At 70.5% G+C, this 15,579-nt stretch carries 13 protein-coding genes; 12 read left to right on the forward strand and 1 reads right to left on the reverse strand.

The genetic code is table 11. The features are described 5' to 3' along the window. Positions 1-142 precede the first annotated feature (142 nt). The 11 genes from OG933_RS40690 to OG933_RS40740 all read left to right on the forward strand — a co-directional run bounded on the left by OG933_RS40690 (position 143) and on the right by OG933_RS40740 (position 12,672). Positions 143-376: a hypothetical protein gene (locus tag OG933_RS40690; protein WP_230193646.1), complete on the forward strand. Its 234-nt coding sequence runs from the start codon at positions 143-145 to the stop codon at positions 374-376. A 367-nt stretch (positions 377-743) separates the two neighbouring features. Then, complete coding sequence (locus tag OG933_RS40695; protein WP_362535231.1) at positions 744-2,354, forward strand: cation acetate symporter; 1,611 nt, start codon at positions 744-746, stop codon at positions 2,352-2,354. A 237-nt stretch (positions 2,355-2,591) separates the two neighbouring features. Continuing rightward, positions 2,592-2,963: a hypothetical protein gene (locus tag OG933_RS40700; RefSeq protein ID WP_405632132.1), complete on the forward strand. Its 372-nt coding sequence runs from the start codon at positions 2,592-2,594 to the stop codon at positions 2,961-2,963. A 255-nt stretch (positions 2,964-3,218) separates the two neighbouring features. Then, positions 3,219-4,502 (forward strand): cation:proton antiporter, encoded by a 1,284-nt coding sequence (locus tag OG933_RS40705; RefSeq protein WP_405632135.1) that lies wholly within the window; start codon positions 3,219-3,221, stop codon positions 4,500-4,502. Between the two features lie 466 nt (positions 4,503-4,968). After that, positions 4,969-5,952: a Gfo/Idh/MocA family protein gene (locus tag OG933_RS40710; protein ID WP_383467288.1), complete on the forward strand. Its 984-nt coding sequence runs from the start codon at positions 4,969-4,971 to the stop codon at positions 5,950-5,952. Continuing rightward, positions 5,949-6,965 (forward strand): Gfo/Idh/MocA family protein, encoded by a 1,017-nt coding sequence (locus tag OG933_RS40715; protein WP_405632138.1) that lies wholly within the window; start codon positions 5,949-5,951, stop codon positions 6,963-6,965. The genes OG933_RS40710 and OG933_RS40715 overlap by 4 nt, the downstream gene beginning before the upstream one ends. A gap of 59 nt (positions 6,966-7,024) precedes the next feature. Then, positions 7,025-7,588 carry an NADPH-dependent FMN reductase gene (locus OG933_RS40720; protein ID WP_405633671.1) on the forward strand — a complete coding sequence of 188 codons (564 nt, stop codon included), beginning with the start codon at positions 7,025-7,027 and terminating at the stop codon, positions 7,586-7,588. A 59-nt stretch (positions 7,589-7,647) separates the two neighbouring features. Next, the gene (locus tag OG933_RS40725) at positions 7,648-8,937 is read left to right on the forward strand and encodes a cytochrome P450 (protein ID WP_362535217.1); all 1,290 of its coding nucleotides are present in this window, start codon (positions 7,648-7,650) and stop codon (positions 8,935-8,937) included. 231 nt (positions 8,938-9,168) lie between these two features. Beyond that, positions 9,169-9,867, forward strand: coding sequence for a class I SAM-dependent methyltransferase (locus OG933_RS40730; protein WP_362535214.1), 699 nt, complete (start codon positions 9,169-9,171; stop codon positions 9,865-9,867). Positions 9,868-9,998: 131 nt separating this feature from the next. Further along, positions 9,999-11,288, forward strand: coding sequence for a cytochrome P450 (locus OG933_RS40735; protein WP_362535212.1), 1,290 nt, complete (start codon positions 9,999-10,001; stop codon positions 11,286-11,288). A gap of 94 nt (positions 11,289-11,382) precedes the next feature. Next, on the forward strand, positions 11,383-12,672 hold the full coding sequence (locus OG933_RS40740) for a cytochrome P450 (RefSeq protein ID WP_405632143.1): 1,290 nt from the start codon (positions 11,383-11,385) through the stop codon (positions 12,670-12,672). A gap of 224 nt (positions 12,673-12,896) precedes the next feature. Here OG933_RS40740 and OG933_RS40745 read toward each other — a convergent pair whose 3' ends face one another. Further along, positions 12,897-14,162 carry a phthiocerol/phthiodiolone dimycocerosyl transferase family protein gene (locus OG933_RS40745; protein ID WP_362535206.1) on the reverse strand — a complete coding sequence of 422 codons (1,266 nt, stop codon included), beginning with the start codon at positions 14,160-14,162 and terminating at the stop codon, positions 12,897-12,899. A gap of 296 nt (positions 14,163-14,458) precedes the next feature. Between OG933_RS40745 and OG933_RS40750 the strand changes: the two genes are divergently transcribed. Continuing rightward, positions 14,459-15,550, forward strand: coding sequence for a cytochrome P450 (locus OG933_RS40750; RefSeq protein WP_362535202.1), 1,092 nt, complete (start codon positions 14,459-14,461; stop codon positions 15,548-15,550). Positions 15,551-15,579: the final 29 nt, after the last annotated feature.

Below are 15,579 nucleotides of genomic sequence, written 5' to 3' on the forward strand. Positions count from 1 at the left end.
CGGCTCGGCGCTGCCGATGAGAGCGGGACGACATACCGGGTGACCTCGCCGGACGTCCGTCCGTACGGGTAACTTGATCATGATCTGGGCGTGCCTGCCGAGGGGCAGGGGTAGGAGAATACGCACGGGCGGAGGAACATCGATGAGTGAACGTCAGGACTGCGAGTGGTCGGCGATGACGCCGGCGGACTTCGACCGGGACGTCCCGCTGCGTCTGAACGTGGGGACGGGACCCACCCCTGTGCCGGCCGAACCCGACGAGTACGGCACCGTCCCCCTCTTCGGCAAGGAGCCGCCCGCCCGGCAACCCGCCCGGCAACCCGTCCGGCGCACCGGGGGCCGGTCCGGTCCCGTGGAACAGGACGAGCTGTTCTGACCGGGCCGGGACGACGGCCGTGAACTGAACAACCACGCACGCAAGTCGGTCGTCAACGGGCTGCGTGCGGAGGCGGGGGAGGGACATCGAGGCGAGCCTGTGCCCTCGCACAGCCCCGCCGCGGCCCCGCTGTGCCACCGCCTCCGGCGTGCCCCGTCCGCTGTACGCGGCCCCGGCCGGCTGATGGCATGACCGCCATGTCTTCCGCATCTCCTCCACCGCCAGGCCCGTACGAACCGCATGACACGGACGTACCGAACGGGCCGTACGTACGGAACGGCCCGTGCGCGCCGAACGACCTGTACGCGGCGAAAGCCCCCTGCATTTCCAGGACTTCGTACCCGGCAACGGCACCGGAGGACCGAGCATGACCACCGGCGACGGACATTCGCTCGCCGTCGTGGTCTTCCTCGTCTTCGTCGCGGTGTCCCTGCTGATGTGCGGGCTGGCGGCGGCCGACCTGGACGACCCCGAGCACTTCTACGCGGGGGGCAGCGCCGCCTTCGGCCCGGTCGGCAGCGGACTCGCCATCGCCGGCGACTACATCTCCGCGGCCACCCTGCTCAGCACCACGGGCTCGGTCGCCCTCGACGGCGCCGACGGCATGCTCTTCGCCTGCGCCACCGTCGTCTCGCTCTACCTGGTCATGCGGATCCTGGCCGAACCCCTGCGCCGCGGCGGTGTGTTCACCCTGGGGGACTTCTTCGCCGACCGGCTCGGCGACCTCTCCGTACGCCGTGCTCTCGGCGTCGCCACTCTCGTCGTCCTCACCCCGCTGCTCCTGGTGCAACTCTCCACCGCGGGGCACATCATGGTGGCCATGTTCGGCCTCCCCGCCGGCGCGCTCACCGGCTGCACCGTCGCCGCCGGGACGCTGATGGTCTGCTACGCCGCGTTCGGCGGGATGCGCGGGATCGGTTACGTACAGGTCCTCAAGGTCGGTGTCGTGCTGACCGCGGTGCTGCTCGTGGCCGGGCTCGTCCTGGCCCGGTTCGGATGGTCACCTGCGGGCCTCTTCCACGCCGCTCAGGACCGCTCCGAGGCGGGCGCCGACTACGCGCGCCCCGGACTGCACTTCGGCCACTCCTTCGCCGGGCGCCTCGACCTGATCAGCTTCGAGACCACTCTCCTGCTCGGGGCCGCCTGCCTGCCGCACCTCACCATGCGGCTGCACCCGCTGCGCGACGCCCGTACCGCTCGACGTGCCGTCGGCTGGGCCGTGGGTCCCGTCACCGTGGTGTGCGCCGCGGTGGTGGTGGCCGGACTCGGCGCCTGCGCGCTGATCGGCCGGGACCTGCTGCGGGCCGCCGACCCCGGGGGAGCGACGGCGCTGCTGATGCTGACGGGCGCGCTCGACCCGGTCGCCGGGGGAGTGCGGCACAGCATGGTGTTCGCCACCGTCGCCTGCGCCGTCTTCGTGACCACGCTCGCGGCCGTCGCCGGTATCACCCTGGCGGCCGCCTCCAGCCTCGTCCGCGACTTCGGCGGCCGGCCGGTCCACGGAAGCGCCCGCCGCTCGCCCGGCGGCGAGATCCGCCGGGCGCGGATCGGCATCGTCCTGGTCGGAGCGGCCGCCGTCGTGCTGGCCGTGATCGTCCAGGACCGCGGCCGACTGACGCTGATCTCGCTGTCGTTCACCGTCGCGGCCTCGGTACTCGCTCCGGTCCTGCTGTACGCGCTGTTCCTGCCCGGCCACACAGCCACCGGGGCGCGCTGGACCGTCTACGGGACCCTGCCGCTGATCGCGCTGCTCCTGGCGGGGTCCCCCGCCGTCTCGGGCACGCCCACCGCGCTCTTCCCCGACCGCGACTTCCACTGGTTCCCGCTCCAGACCCCGGGGCTGATCACCATCCCCGCGGGCTTCCTGCTCGGTCTCATCGGCCGCACCCGCCCCGAGTCCCCGCGAGAACCCTGGCACCACGGAACGGGGACCGCGCGCCGTGCCGCACGCAGCCCCGACGCGGCGGGACGCCCCTGAGCCTGTCCGCCGCCGCTCGGCAGTGACTCGTGGGAGGCGATGCCCCCGCCCGTGATCGGCAGTCGTGTGCCGGGGGGGGGGGGGGCGCGCAGCGTGCGCTGTGGGTTCTGCCAGGTGGCGCAGTGGTGTGACGAGATGGGTTTGGGGACGTTCGGGTGGTTCGTCGCCGGTCCTGCAACCGTCGACCGGGCAGGCCGCCTCCTGGACACCAAGCGAACGCCGAATGCTGGAGGTTGTATGCAGGAGTGGCAGTACTCACCGACCGCCGTGACGGTGCCCGAGCTGATCCTGGACCCCTACCGCTGCGGATTCGACGCGCAGACGACTCTGAGCGGGGCGGACTCCGCAGAGCAGTGGGGGGACGAGGACTGGCGCGTGCCGCCGCAGGCGCGGGCGGCCGAGGAGGAGGCACCGAGGTCTGCTCCCGCCCCGAGCCGGCGGTTGCCCCTGGCGATGGCTCCGGCCGACCGGCGCCGTCTGGAGCTGCACGCGGCACTCATCCGAGCGGGAGTCGCGCCCGTGCCAGGAGACCTGCACGCCGTGGAGGCGTTGAGCGCCCTCGACGACACCGTCAACGAGGCCGTCCGGCGCTGGATCGCCGCCTACTGAGCCTGGGGGTTCTGCCGTGGGGCCGGCGTGCGGCGGCATCCCCCGGGGACAAATGGGTGTTGACCCCGATGGTGCCGACCCCCGCCGGTGCGTGATCGTGGAGGAGGCGCCCGGAACGTCGGGCGGCGTCGAGGCGGGCCGGTCGCGGTCGTCGGCGCATCCGTCCAGCTGTCACCATCCGTGAAGGAGAACCGCCCATCCACTCCCGTGCCGTGCAACGAGCCCGACTCCGCCTGCCCGGAAGGGAGGTGACGCATGGGACACGCTGACGCCCTGCTGGCCATGGGCGGCGCCTTCCTCGCCGCGGCCTTCCTCGCCCGCCTCGGCAACCGCATCGGGCTGCCGACCATCCCCCTGTTCACCCTCGCCGGGATGTTGCTCGGCCCGCACACCCCGGGCTTCGTCCTGGTCGAGGACGCCCACGACTTCGAGATGCTGTCGGCACTCGGCCTGGTGCTGCTGCTGTTCTACCTGGGTCTGGAGTTCCACCTCGACGACCTGAAGACCGGCGGCAGACGCCTGGCGCTGGCCGGCGGAAGCTACCTGCTGCTGAACGTCGGCGCCGGACTCGGCTTCGGCCTCGCGCTCGGCTGGGGCACCCGGGAGGCGCTCGTTCTCGCGGGCGTCCTGGGGATATCCTCCTCCGCCATCGTCACCAAGATCCTCATCGACCTGGGCCGTCTCGGGCGTCCGGAGACCCGTCTGATCCTCGGCGTCATCGTGGTGGAGGACGTCTTCCTCGCCCTGTACCTCGCCGCTCTCCAGCCCGTCATCGGTGGCGCGCACGGTGCCGCCGAGGTGCTGGTCCAGGTGTCGAAGGCGTTCGGGTTCCTGCTGGTCCTGGCCGCCACCGCCCGCTGGGGCACGCGGCTCATCGGCCGGCTCATCCATGTACGCGACGACGAACTCCTCGTCATCAGTTTTCTGGGCGCCGCCGTACTCGTCGCCGGAGTCTCCGAGCTCCTCGGTGTCGCGGACGCCATCGGGGCGTTCATGGTCGGTCTGATCCTCGCCCGGACCCCCTCGGCCGCCAGGATCCGCCGGCTGGTGCATCCGCTGCGGGACGCCTTCGCCGCGATCTTCTTCTTCGCGTTCGGACTGGCCATCGACCCGGGTGACTTCGCGGCCGTCCTTGCTCCGGTCGCCCTCGCGGCCACCCTGACCCTCTGCATGAACGTGGCAGCGGGACTGATCGTGGCCCGTCTCCACGGTTACGGTCCCGAGCCCGCCGCGAACATCGCCGCCACGCTCCTGGCCCGCGGCGAGTTCGCGCTGATCCTCGCCGCCATGGCCGCGAGCGCGGGACTCGACGACCGGCTCGCCCCCTTCATCGCCGGGTACGTCCTCGTGCTGGCCGTGCTCGGGCCCGTGGCCGCGGGGCGCGCGCACCTCGTAGTCCGCCTGGTGACCGGAGGCCGCACACCGACCGCTCCGACACGTCCCACGCCCGCCGCCGACGCCGAGCCGGGCGCACCCGACGAACGGGCCGTGCCGGCGACCTCAGCACACCGCTCCGCAGGCACGGAGCGCGTCGTCTGAGAGGAGTGGCCGTCCGGCGCGGCCGCACGCCGGACGGGGATCACGCGCGCCGGGGCGAGGGGGCGATCGCGCCCGCGAGCTGGGTCAACGGCGTCCCGGGCGACCACAGTTGCGGACGTCGCGGACTGTGCCGGACCGACGGGCCGGGCGGTCGTGGTGGCCGCCGAGTCCCGCGTCGGTCGACCTCGGCCCGGCGGCGGATCGCGCCCTGGCCCGGTCCGCCCCGAGGCGGATCCCGCGGTCGAAGCGGCCGCTGAGGCGGTCGCCGTTGCCCTTCCTCAGGTCGACGACTTCCTCGTCGCCGGGCCGGCAGCGTGGCCTCGCAGCAGGTCGAATACGGCCGCCCGCTCGTCGTCCCGTCCCGCACGGCCGCCCGCGTCGCCGTTGACCGACTACCCACGTTGGTGATGGCCCCCGACCAGCGGGCGGACGAGACTGTTCGGACGCGGAAGGGACGGGGGATGCCATGCGGCAGCTCGAGGTGGCGCTGATCGGCGCGGGACTGATAGCACGTCTGCACCTGGACGCCTGGATCGGTGCCGGGGCGTCCGTCCGCATCTATTCCAAGGACGGCCGGGCCGAGGACCTGGCACGCGAATTCGGCGCCAAGGCGGTCGGCTCCCTGGACGACGCACTGAACGGCGTGGACGCCGTGGACATCTGCTCCCCGACCGGAACGCACCACGAGATAGCCATGGCCGCCATCGCCGCGGGCGTCGGGGTGGTGTGCGAGAAGCCGCTGTCGGCAGACGTCGCGGAGGCCGAGGAGATCGTGGCCGCGGCGGAACAGGCCGGAGTGCGCCTCCTGCCCGCCCACGACATACGTTTCGCCCCGGCCTTCGCCCGGCTCCACGAACTGGTGGCGGCAGGTGACCTGGGCACGGGCGCGGTTGCCCGGTTCGCGGTGGCCGGCTACCACCCGCGGCCATGGACCGGTCACGCGTCCGCGCGGTCCGGTGGGATCCTGACCGATCAGATGCTGCACGCCGTCGACATCGCCTACTGGATCTTCGGAGATGTCGTGCGGGTCCACGCCTGCTACCAGGGCGAGATCGCGGCACCGGCCCCGCAAGGGGCCGTCGCGGTCGGAACCGCCGTTCTCACCCACGCGGGCGGCGCGCTCACCCAGATCGTGAGTCGGTGGACGGCGACGCCCCACCCGCCCATTCGCGTCGCCTTCCAGGTCTCGGGCACCGGCGGGACGGTTCTCCACGATTCCGAGTGGCCTCAGGAGATCCAGACCTACGGCGGTGCGGCCGGGGGCCGCGGGTACTTCGGTGAGACACCGTTCGCCTCCGAGATCCGCGAGTTCGCCCAGGCGTTCCTGGGCGGTCCGGAACCACGCCTGGGGCCCCGGGACGCGCTCGCCGCCGTCCGCATCACCCAAGCCGCGGCGGAGTCCGCATGGACGGGTCGGGCCGTGGAACTTTCCGTGGAGGGAGCCGCGTGAAGGTCGCCGTGCTGTCGTTCGCCCACGAGAAGGCCGCGGTCTACGCCCGGCTGTTGCGTGACATGCCGGGCGTCGATCTGGTCACCGCGGACCCCGACGCGCCGGACGACCCCGACGACCCGGCTCGGGGGCGGACCATGGCCCGGCGGCTCGGCGTGGCGTACACGGACGGCTGGGACGAGGTGTTCGCGCTGCGACCCCGGGCCGTGGTGGTCACGAGCGAGATCGCCCGCCGTCGCGAACTGGTCGAGAGGGCGGCCGAGGCCGGGGCGCACGTCCTGTGCGCGCATCCGCCGGCGACCGAGGTGGCGGACGCCCGGGAAATGGTGCGCGCCTGTGAGGACGCGGGCGTCCGGCTGACGCTCGCCTCTCCGGCCTGCTTCGGTCCCGCGTTCGGCGCCGTGCGCCGAAAACTCGCCGACGACGAGACCATCGGCACGCTGATGACCATTCAGGGCGCCCACAACAGCCCACGGCCGCACCTGTCGCATCCTTCGCGGACGCCCGCGGAACCGGCCGACGGCGGGGCAATCGCGGCCAACGCGGCCGTCCTGCTCGACATGGTGGACGCGGTCCTCGGCGGGGAGCCCGCACAGCAGGTGTACGCGCAGGCGAACAGCGTCCTCGGTGGAGAACCGGGCGTCGAGAGCGCGGCGCTCGTCACCGTGCGCTACGCGAGCGGGACGGTCGCGGCCCTCGACTGCAGCCGGAGCCCGTCCGCCGGCCGACCGGCGGCGGGCGGACCGACCATGACCTTCGTCGGAGACCGGGGAAGTGTGGAACTGAACACCGCCCCGCGGCTGCTCGGCGGATTCGCCACCGCCACGGCCGGTGAACGGTGGGAAGCCAGCGGAGCCGACGCGGACGCGGTCATGCTCGGCGAGTTCATCGCCTCGGTCGGCAACGGGCACGGCGCCGGCCCGGACGGCGCCACCGGGGTGCGCACCCTGCGTATCATCCGGGCGGCCTACGCGTCGGTGGCCACCGGCCGGCCCGTCGACGTGGGGTCCTGACCGCGGCGGTTCCGCGTGCGCACGCACCCTCACCCGTCACACCCGGCATGGAGACGCGCATGACCAGAATCGGGATCATCGTCGGCACCACCCGCCCGGGGCGCCTGGGGCCCCAGATCGCGCAGTGGGTCGAGACGTCGGCGAAGACACGTGCGGAGGCGGATTTCGAAATCGTCGACCTCGCCGACTACGACCTCCCCCTGTTCGACGAGCCGCGAGTGCCGCGGCTGGGCGACTACGAGCATGCCCACACCCGCGCATGGAGTGCCAGGATCGCCAGGCTCGACGGGTTCGTGTTCGTCACCCCGGAATACAACTGGTCGATTCCCGCCGTGCTCAAGAACGCCATCGATTTCATCTACACCGAGTGGAACAACAAAGCCGCCGGATTCATCGGGTACGGCAGCAATGTCGGCGGTGCCCGCGCCGTGGAGCACCTGCGACAGATCGCCGGAGCGGTCCAGCTGGCGACCGTGCACACCCAGGTCAACCTGTCGCTCTGGACCGACTGCGAGAACTTCACCACCTTCACGCCAGCCGAAGGCCACGACGCCGTGCTCCAGCGGATGCTGACCGAGGTGATCGCGCTGACCAACGCGCTCGCACCCCTTCGCCAGGCCTGAACCCCGCGTCACGTCCGAAGAAACGCCGCCCCGCAGCCCGTCACGGAACAGGACCATCGATGAGCAGTTCGTCCGCGGTGCCCACCACGGAGTCCACCCCAGCCGCCGACGAGACCGGGCCGGTGTACCGGCGTCCCTTCCCACCGGGGTTCACCGACCGCGGCGGCTGCCCGTTCGATCCGCCCGCCCTGCTCGCCGAGTACCGCGAGCGGGCCGACGTACAGCGGATCGATCTGGCGGACGGCGACACCGCATGGCTGGTCACCGGGTACGACGAGGCCCGCAGACTGCTTGGCGACCCCCGGCTCAGCACCGACCGGCAGCGCAACCCGCGGATCGCGAAACTGCCGCCTGAACTGCGCGAGAAGCTCATGAACGAAAGAGCCGTCGCGGGCAATTTCGTCGCCATGGACGAGCCCGAGCACACGCGCTACCGCAACCTGCTGAACACAGAGTTCACCCTGCGGCGGATACGACGGCTGGAATCGCGGATCCTGGACATCGTCACCGCCCGACTCGACGTCATGCGCGCCGACGGCACCAGCGCCGATCTCGTGCGCGACTTCGCCCTGCCGGTGACGTCCCTGGCGATCTGTGAACTGCTCGGAGTCGCCTCCGAGGACCGCGAAGAGCTCCAGGCGCGGGCCAACAAGACCCTCGACCTGGACGTCTCCTTCGAGGAGCAACTGACTGACCTCGACGAACTGCGCGCGTACATGCGCGGCCAGGTGCGGCGCAAGCGCGTCGCTCCCGCCGACGACATCCTGTCCGGGCTCGTCCACGCCGACACCGAACCGGCCCTCACCGACGACGAGATCGTCGGCATGGCGATCCCGCTCCTCGTCGGCGGACACGAGACGACCGTGAACATGCTGGCGCTGGGCACGTTCGCCCTGCTGGAACACCCCGACCAACTGGCGAAGCTGCGGGCGCACCCCGAGCTGATCGAAGGCGCCGTCGAGGAACTGCTGCGCTACCTGACCATCCATCACCTCGGCATCCTGCGCACCACGACCGAGGCAGTGGAAACCGCGGAGCAGGTCATCCCGGCCGGGGCGATGGTCCTCGTATCGGTGTCCGCGGCCAACCGGGATCCGCGCCGCTACCCCAGGCCGGCCGAACTCGACGTGGGCCGCCCGAGACGGGCGCATCTCGCCTTCGGACACGGCATCCACCGGTGCATCGGCTCGCAGCTGTCCCGCGCCGAGCTGACCGTCGGATTCACCGAACTGCTGCGAAGGCTTCCCGGGCTGCGTCTCGCGGTCCCGGCCGGCGAGATCCCGCTGCGAGACAACATGGCCATCCACGGCGCGCACAGCCTGCCCGTGACCTGGGACGCCACCCCGTAGCCCGTCGTCAGCCAGGCGTCCGAACGGCGGAATTCTGTCCCAGTCGCATTCCGTCACCCTGGAATTCTTCGGGAATTCGGGAAACAACGGGGAATCGCCGAGGGATTTTGTGCTGCCTTTCGAAACGCGTCAAGGATGAAGAGCTACCAGGTCGAGGGATGCTCAGTCGACCATGTCTGCCCCATCCTGGGAGACGCGAACAGGGAATTGTCGGCGACAGGGACGGATTCGATGGCTGAAATCGACGCATACCAGAACTTCGACGCGACGACCGCGGACTACGAACACGCCTATCAGACCGGCGCCCTGTTCGCAGGGGTGGTGCTGGAGCGGATGCCATGGGACATCGGCCGAGCACAGCCGGTGCTGGTGGAACTGGAAAAGGCGGGCCTGGTTTCCGGCGATGTTCTCGACATCGGTTCCGGTCTGGGTGACAACGCAATTCATCTGGCCAGGTGCGGCTATCGCGTGACCGGTCTGGACATCGCCCCCACCGCTGTGGAGAAGGCACGGGCCAGGGCCGCCGAACAGGACGCCGCGGTGACGTTCGCCGTCGGCAACGCGACAAAGCTGGACGGCTACCGGAACCAGTTCGACACGGTGACCAGCAGCCTGGTCTTCCACTGCTTCGGCCCGACGCAGCGCCGCGAGTACGCGGACGCCCTGGCGCGAGTGATGCGGCCCGGAGCGCGGCTGCTCCAGTGGTGCTCCCGAGGCGACGCGGCCGGCCCCGAGCCCATCACCGAGGAGACCGTCCGTTCCGCCTTCAGCGGACCGGGCTGGACGATCAATACCCTGCGCGCCGACCACCTCACGACGACCGTCCTGTCGGAGCAGCTCCGCCAGGACTACCAGGGCGGCAAGCTCGACACCGACGACACCGGCGCCACACTGGTGCCGATCTGGCTGCTGGACGCGACACGCGCCTGAGACGCGACACGCGCCTGATCGCCGCGTGCCCAGCACCCCTGCGACGGACCGGTAGGGCGAGAACCCGGGTCCTCGAGACAACCCCGTCAACGGCGGCCGCGGCGCGAGTCCCGCCGGGAACAGGACCACCGATGAGCAGTTCGTCCGCGGTGCCCGCCACGGAGCCCACCCCGCCGGCGGGCAGCACCCCGTCGATGTTCCGGCTCTACTTCCCCACAGGGTTCACCGATCGCGGCAGCTGCCCGTTCGATCTGCCCGCCCTGCTGGAGGAGTACCGCGAGCGGGCCGAAGTACAGCGGATCGACCTGGCGGACGGCGACACCGGCTGGCTGGTCACCGGCTACGACGACTGCCGCAGCCTGCTGAACGACCCGCGGCTCAGCACCGACCGGCAGCGCAACCCGCGGGTCGCGAAACTGCCGCCGGAACTGCGGGCGAGGCTCATGGACGACACGACACGCGCCGGCGACTTCCTCGCCATGGACGCCCCCGAGCACACGCGCTACCGCCAGCTGCTGAACCGGCAGTTCACCCCGCGGCGGATGCGTCAGCTGGAACCGCGGATCCACGAGATCGTCACCGCCCGGCTCGACGCGATGCTCGCCCAGGGCGCCAGCGCCGATCTGGTACGGGATTTCGCCCTGCCGGTGCCGTCCCTGGTCATCTGTGAACTGCTCGGGGTCGCCCAGGAGGACCGCGCGGACTTCCAGGCGCGTACCAACCAACTCCTCGAAGCGCATGTCTCGTTCGAGGAGCAGATGGCCGGCCTCGACGCACTGCGGCAGAGCATGCACGAGCTGGTGCGGCGCAAGCGCGACGCCCCCGCCGACGACCTGCTGTCCGGGCTCGTCCAGGCCGACATCGAGCCGGCGTTCACCGAGGACGAGATCGTCGGCATGGCGCTCCTGCTGCTCGTCGGCGGGCACGAGACGACCGCGAACATGCTGGCGCTGGGCACGTTCGCCCTGCTGGAACACCCCGAACAGCTCGCGAAGCTGCGCGAGCACCCCGAGCTGATCGACGGAGCGGTCGAGGAACTGCTGCGTTACCTGTCGATCGTGCCCCTCGGCCTGCTGCGCTTCACGACCGAGGAGGTGGAGATCGCGGGCCGGATCATCCCGGCGCGGTCGACGCTCGTCATCTCGGTGCCCGCGGCCAACCGGGACCCGCGCCGCTACGACTGCCCGGCCACGTTCGACGTGAGCCGGCCCCGGCAGGCCAACCTGGCCTTCGGGCACGGTATCCACCAGTGCGTCGGCCAGCAGCTCTCCCGGGCCGAGATGACCGTCGGGTTCACCGAACTGCTGCGGCGGCTGCCCGGACTGCGCCTCACGGTCCCGGCCGACAAGGTCCCGCTGCGCGACCAGGCCGCTCACTACGGCCTGCACAGCCTGCCCGTGGCCTGGGACACCACCGCATAGTCCGCGGCGGTGCCGATCCTCCGCGCCCCACATCTCCGGGACACACCCGCCGACGGCGGCCGGGACGCGCGTCCCGCCGAGAACAGGACCAGCGATGAGCAGTTCGTCCGCAGTGCCCGGCACGGAGCCCACCGCACCGGCCGGCAAGACCCGTTCGGTGTACCGGCTGCCCTATCCACCGGGGTTCACCGACCGCGGCGGCTGCCCGTTCGACCCGCCCACCATGCTCGCCGAGTACCGCGAGCGGGCCGCGGTCCAGCCGCTCGAACTCACCGACGGCGAAATCGGCTGGCTGGTCACCGGATACGACGAGGCGCGCAGACTGCTCAACGACGACCGGCTCAGCGCCAACCGGATGCGCAATCCGCGGATCGCGACGCTGCCGCCGGAACTGCGCGAGAAGCTCCTGGACGAGAAGGCGCGCGCGGGCAACTTCATCGCCATGGACGCGCCCGAGCACACGCGCTACCGCCAGTACCTCAACAAGGAGTTCACCCCACGGCGGATACGGCAGCTGGAACCGCTGATCCACCAGATCGTCACCGAACGCCTCGACGACATGCTCACCCGAGGCGAAAGCGCCGACCTCGTGCCCGCCTTCGCCGTTCCGGTGCCGTCGCTGGTCATCTGTGAGCTGCTCGGGGTCGCCTACGAGGAGCGGGACGAGTTCCAATCACGGGCCAACAAACTGCTCGATCTGGAAGTCTCGTACGAGGACCAGCTGTCCCACCTCGACGACCTGCGGGAGTACATCCGGGGGCAGGTGCGGCACAAGCGCGACGCCCCCGCCGACGACCTCCTGTCCGGGCTCGTCCAGGCCGACATCGAGCCGGCGTTCACCGACGACGAGATCGTCGGCATGGCGGTCCCGCTCCTCGTCGGCGGGCACGACACCACCGCGAACATGCTGGCGCTGGGCACCTTCGCGCTGCTGGAACACCCCGAGCAGCTCGACAGGCTGCGCGAGCATCCCGAGCTGATCGACGGGGCGATCGACGAACTGCTGCGCTACCTGACCATCGTGCACCACGGCCTGCTGCGCCACGCGACCGAGGACGTCGAGATCGCGGGGCAGGTCATTCCGGCGGGAGCGCTGGTCATCATCTCGGTGTCCGAGGCGAACCGGGACCCGCGCCACTACGACACCCCGGCCGCGTTCGACGTCAGCCGCCCCCGGCAGACCCATCTCGCCTTCGGGCAGGGCATCCACCAGTGCATCGGCTCCCAGCTGGTCCGGGCCGAGCTGACCATCGGATTCACCGAACTGCTGCGGCGGCTGCCCGGACTGCGCCTCACGATTCCGGCCGACAAGGTCCCGCTGCGCGACATGATGGTCATCTACGGGGTGCACAGCCTGCCCGTGGCCTGGGACGCCACCCCGTAGCCGGTGAGCCGGACGACCCGCGCACGCCGAAGCCGACGCCGGGACAAGGCCGTTCACGGTCGCGTCCGGCGTCGGCTTCCTCACGACGCACGAGGAGCAGACCTCGACAGCGGGTCCAGAGGCGTCGACGGGGGTGTCGAAGGGGATTCCGCGCGCCGCGGACGAAGTCGGCGCGCGGCTGCGGCCACGCGCCGATCAGCGGCTCACCCCACCGGCACCGGAGATCACGACTCCGGCGTCATACGGGTCAACAGTTCACGCAGACGGTCCAGGCGCCTCGACTGCTCCGCATCCTTCTCGGGCCAGGCAAGAGCGATGCTCAGCCGGCCGGCGAAGGTGCTCACCACGTAGCCCCGGGCGGCCACGAACTGCGCCGGCGCTTCCCTGATGCGGGAAACCATGTTGAAGTTCGTCAGCCGCAGACCGTCCGGCGTCCGCATGGGGGGCACCAGCCCCACGTTCGTCATGCTGATCACGGCGGGTCCCGCTTCCCGCGGCGCCGCCTGCCGCGCCTCGCGCGGAGTGGCGGCGCCGACCGTGTGCCGGTTGATCATGTCCACGATGTCCGGGAGGCTGCGCTGGATGGATCCGTCGGCCAGTCCTGCCCGCAGCCGCTCACCGAACGCGCGACCGATCGCGACGGCATGGGGCTCGATGCCGTCGGTGACCCGGAACCGCACCTCGCCCACCACGTTCGCACCCTCGGTGGCCCCGATCCGAGGAGTGAGACGATTGCGGAGGTTCACCGGGAACCTCAGCACCAGGTCGGTCACCGGCACGTCGCGGAACTCGGCTTCGACGAGCAGGAGGGCGCCCGACACCAGGCCGCTCACCGTGATGTGTGCGCGGCGGCAGAGTTCCGCCAGCGCGGTCGTCTCGGCCGGGGTGAACCGGCATTGGGCAACGTGCCGGACGAGGGGGACCAACCCCGGCGCCGGCACGTCCGTCACGTGCGACGCCCTCGGTGTGGCCGCCCCGGTGGGGACGGCGCCGCGGATGCCGCGCTCGGCCAGCAGGTCCTCCAGTGACCGGGGGAACGGCTGCCGGGGCAGGTCGACCGGCACGCCCTGGATCACATCGGTGTAGCAGGACCACAGTGCCGCGAGCACCCCGATGGAGTGGTGGCCGTCGGCGATGCCGTGATGGGTCAGCAGTGTCACGCTCGCCTCGTCGCCGTCACGCACCACGTTCAGCATGCTCAGTGTCTGACGCTGATCCAACTCCACGCCGGTCAACGGGTGTTCCAGGTCGCCGTCGCAGAATCGGACTTCGGGTCGGGTGCCGGATTCCACGACGTGCAGTCCCTCATCGCCGTTTTCCAGTCGGCCCGCGAGCTGGGGATGGGCGTGGCACACCGCCTCATAGGCAGTCTTCAGGGCGTCAGGGTCCAGTCGGCCGGCGGCGTGCACCATGTAGCCCGTGTAAATCTCTTTGTCGGCGTAGATTCTTTCGGTGGGTGTCAGCGCGCGCCACATTCCGGCTGTTGTCATGAATCGCCCTCCCCGTGCGTGTGCGAGGTCCCGCCAGGCTAGGACGAGTCACGAACCGGCGACATCCCCCGGCCTGGTAGGGCCGGAGCCGTAAGCGGAGTCGACGGACCGGTGCCCGTGACCACGCCTACCAGGTTGAGGGATTCCGTGCCGTCACGGCTCGTCTAGCCTGACTCCAGAGACGGGAGGATTTCATGACTGACGCAATTCCTTTCGAGGTTCCCTGGGCGCGGACCCATCAGTTCGATCCTCCTGCGATATTCGATTCTCTGCGAGAGTCGCGCCCGCTCGCGAAAATGACCTACCCGGACGGACATGTCGGCTGGATCGCCACCAGCCACGAGATGGTGCGTAAGGTCCTCGGTGACCCGAGATTCAGCCACAGCACGGAAATCGGTCACTTCCCCGTGACGCATCAGGGGGAACTCGTACCGAACCATCCGCAGATACCGGGAATGTTCATCCATATGGACCCGCCCGATCACACCAGGTACCGGCGTCGACTGATGGGCGAGTTCACCGCACGCCGGGCGAGCCGGCTGGCGTCACGTGTCGAGGCCGTCGCCGCCGAGCAGGTCGACGTCCTGCGCGAGCACGGGGCCCCCGCGGATCTGGTGCGGGACTTCGCCGGACCGCTGGTCCTGAGGATGCTGTCCGAGCTGGTCGGTCTGCCCTACGAGGAGCGCGAGGAGTACGCCCACGCACCGACCCTCCTGCACGACCCGGACGCGAAGCCGGACGAGGTCGCGTCCGCCTACGAACGGGCGAGTTCCTTCTTCGCCGAGGTCGTCGAAAGAAGGCGGAAGGAGCCCGGGGACGACCTTCTCGGTCGCCTCGTCGCCGAAGGACAGCTGACCACCGAAGAGCTGTGCAATATCGTCACTCTCCTGCTGTTCGCGGGCTATGAGACCACGGAGAGCGCATTGTCCGTCGGGGTTTTCGCCCTGCTGCATCACGCGGATCAATGGGCGGCGATCCGTGCGGACCCGTCGAAGCTCGACCGCGCGGTCGAGGAACTCCTGCGCTATCTCACCGTCAACCAGTACCACACGTACCGCACTGCGTCGGAGGACATCGAACTGAACGGTGAGACGGTCAGGAAGGGGGACACCGTCACCGTGTCCCTGCCCGCGGCCAATCGCGACCCGGCGAAATTCGCATGCCCGGCGGAGCTGAACATCGACCGAGACACCTCGGGGCATGTGGCGTTCGGTTTCGGTATCCATCAGTGCTTGGGCCAGAATCTCGCGCGCGTCGAACTGCGGGCCGGCCTCTCGGCGCTCCTCCGGGCCTTTCCCGACCTTCGGCTTGCCGTCGCGTCCGACGAGGTGCCGCTGCGGCTCAAAGGGTCCGTCTTCGCGGTGAAAAGCCTGCCCGTCTCCTGGTGAGTTCCCCCTCCCCGAAGGGATTTACGGCA

It is taken from the genome of Streptomyces sp. NBC_00016 (assembly GCF_045040885.1).
GTDB lineage: Bacteria > Actinomycetota > Actinomycetes > Streptomycetales > Streptomycetaceae > Streptomyces > Streptomyces coriariae.

Excerpts from the sequence above, each read along its gene's own strand:
- OG933_RS40690 (WP_230193646.1), top strand. The coding sequence starts at position 143 with ATGAGTGAACGTCAGGACTGCGAGTGGTCGGCGATGACGCCGGCGGAC.
- OG933_RS40695 (WP_362535231.1), top strand. The coding sequence starts at position 744 with ATGACCACCGGCGACGGACATTCGCTCGCCGTCGTGGTCTTCCTCGTC.
- OG933_RS40700 (WP_405632132.1), top strand. The coding sequence starts at position 2,592 with ATGCAGGAGTGGCAGTACTCACCGACCGCCGTGACGGTGCCCGAGCTG.
- OG933_RS40705 (WP_405632135.1), top strand. The coding sequence starts at position 3,219 with ATGGGACACGCTGACGCCCTGCTGGCCATGGGCGGCGCCTTCCTCGCC.
- OG933_RS40710 (WP_383467288.1), top strand. The coding sequence starts at position 4,969 with ATGCGGCAGCTCGAGGTGGCGCTGATCGGCGCGGGACTGATAGCACGT.
- OG933_RS40720 (WP_405633671.1), top strand. The coding sequence starts at position 7,025 with ATGACCAGAATCGGGATCATCGTCGGCACCACCCGCCCGGGGCGCCTG.
- OG933_RS40725 (WP_362535217.1), top strand. The coding sequence starts at position 7,648 with ATGAGCAGTTCGTCCGCGGTGCCCACCACGGAGTCCACCCCAGCCGCC.
- OG933_RS40730 (WP_362535214.1), top strand. The coding sequence starts at position 9,169 with ATGGCTGAAATCGACGCATACCAGAACTTCGACGCGACGACCGCGGAC.
- OG933_RS40735 (WP_362535212.1), top strand. The coding sequence starts at position 9,999 with ATGAGCAGTTCGTCCGCGGTGCCCGCCACGGAGCCCACCCCGCCGGCG.
- OG933_RS40740 (WP_405632143.1), top strand. The coding sequence starts at position 11,383 with ATGAGCAGTTCGTCCGCAGTGCCCGGCACGGAGCCCACCGCACCGGCC.
- OG933_RS40745 (WP_362535206.1), bottom strand. The coding sequence starts at position 14,162 with ATGACAACAGCCGGAATGTGGCGCGCGCTGACACCCACCGAAAGAATC.
- OG933_RS40750 (WP_362535202.1), top strand. The coding sequence starts at position 14,459 with ATGACCTACCCGGACGGACATGTCGGCTGGATCGCCACCAGCCACGAG.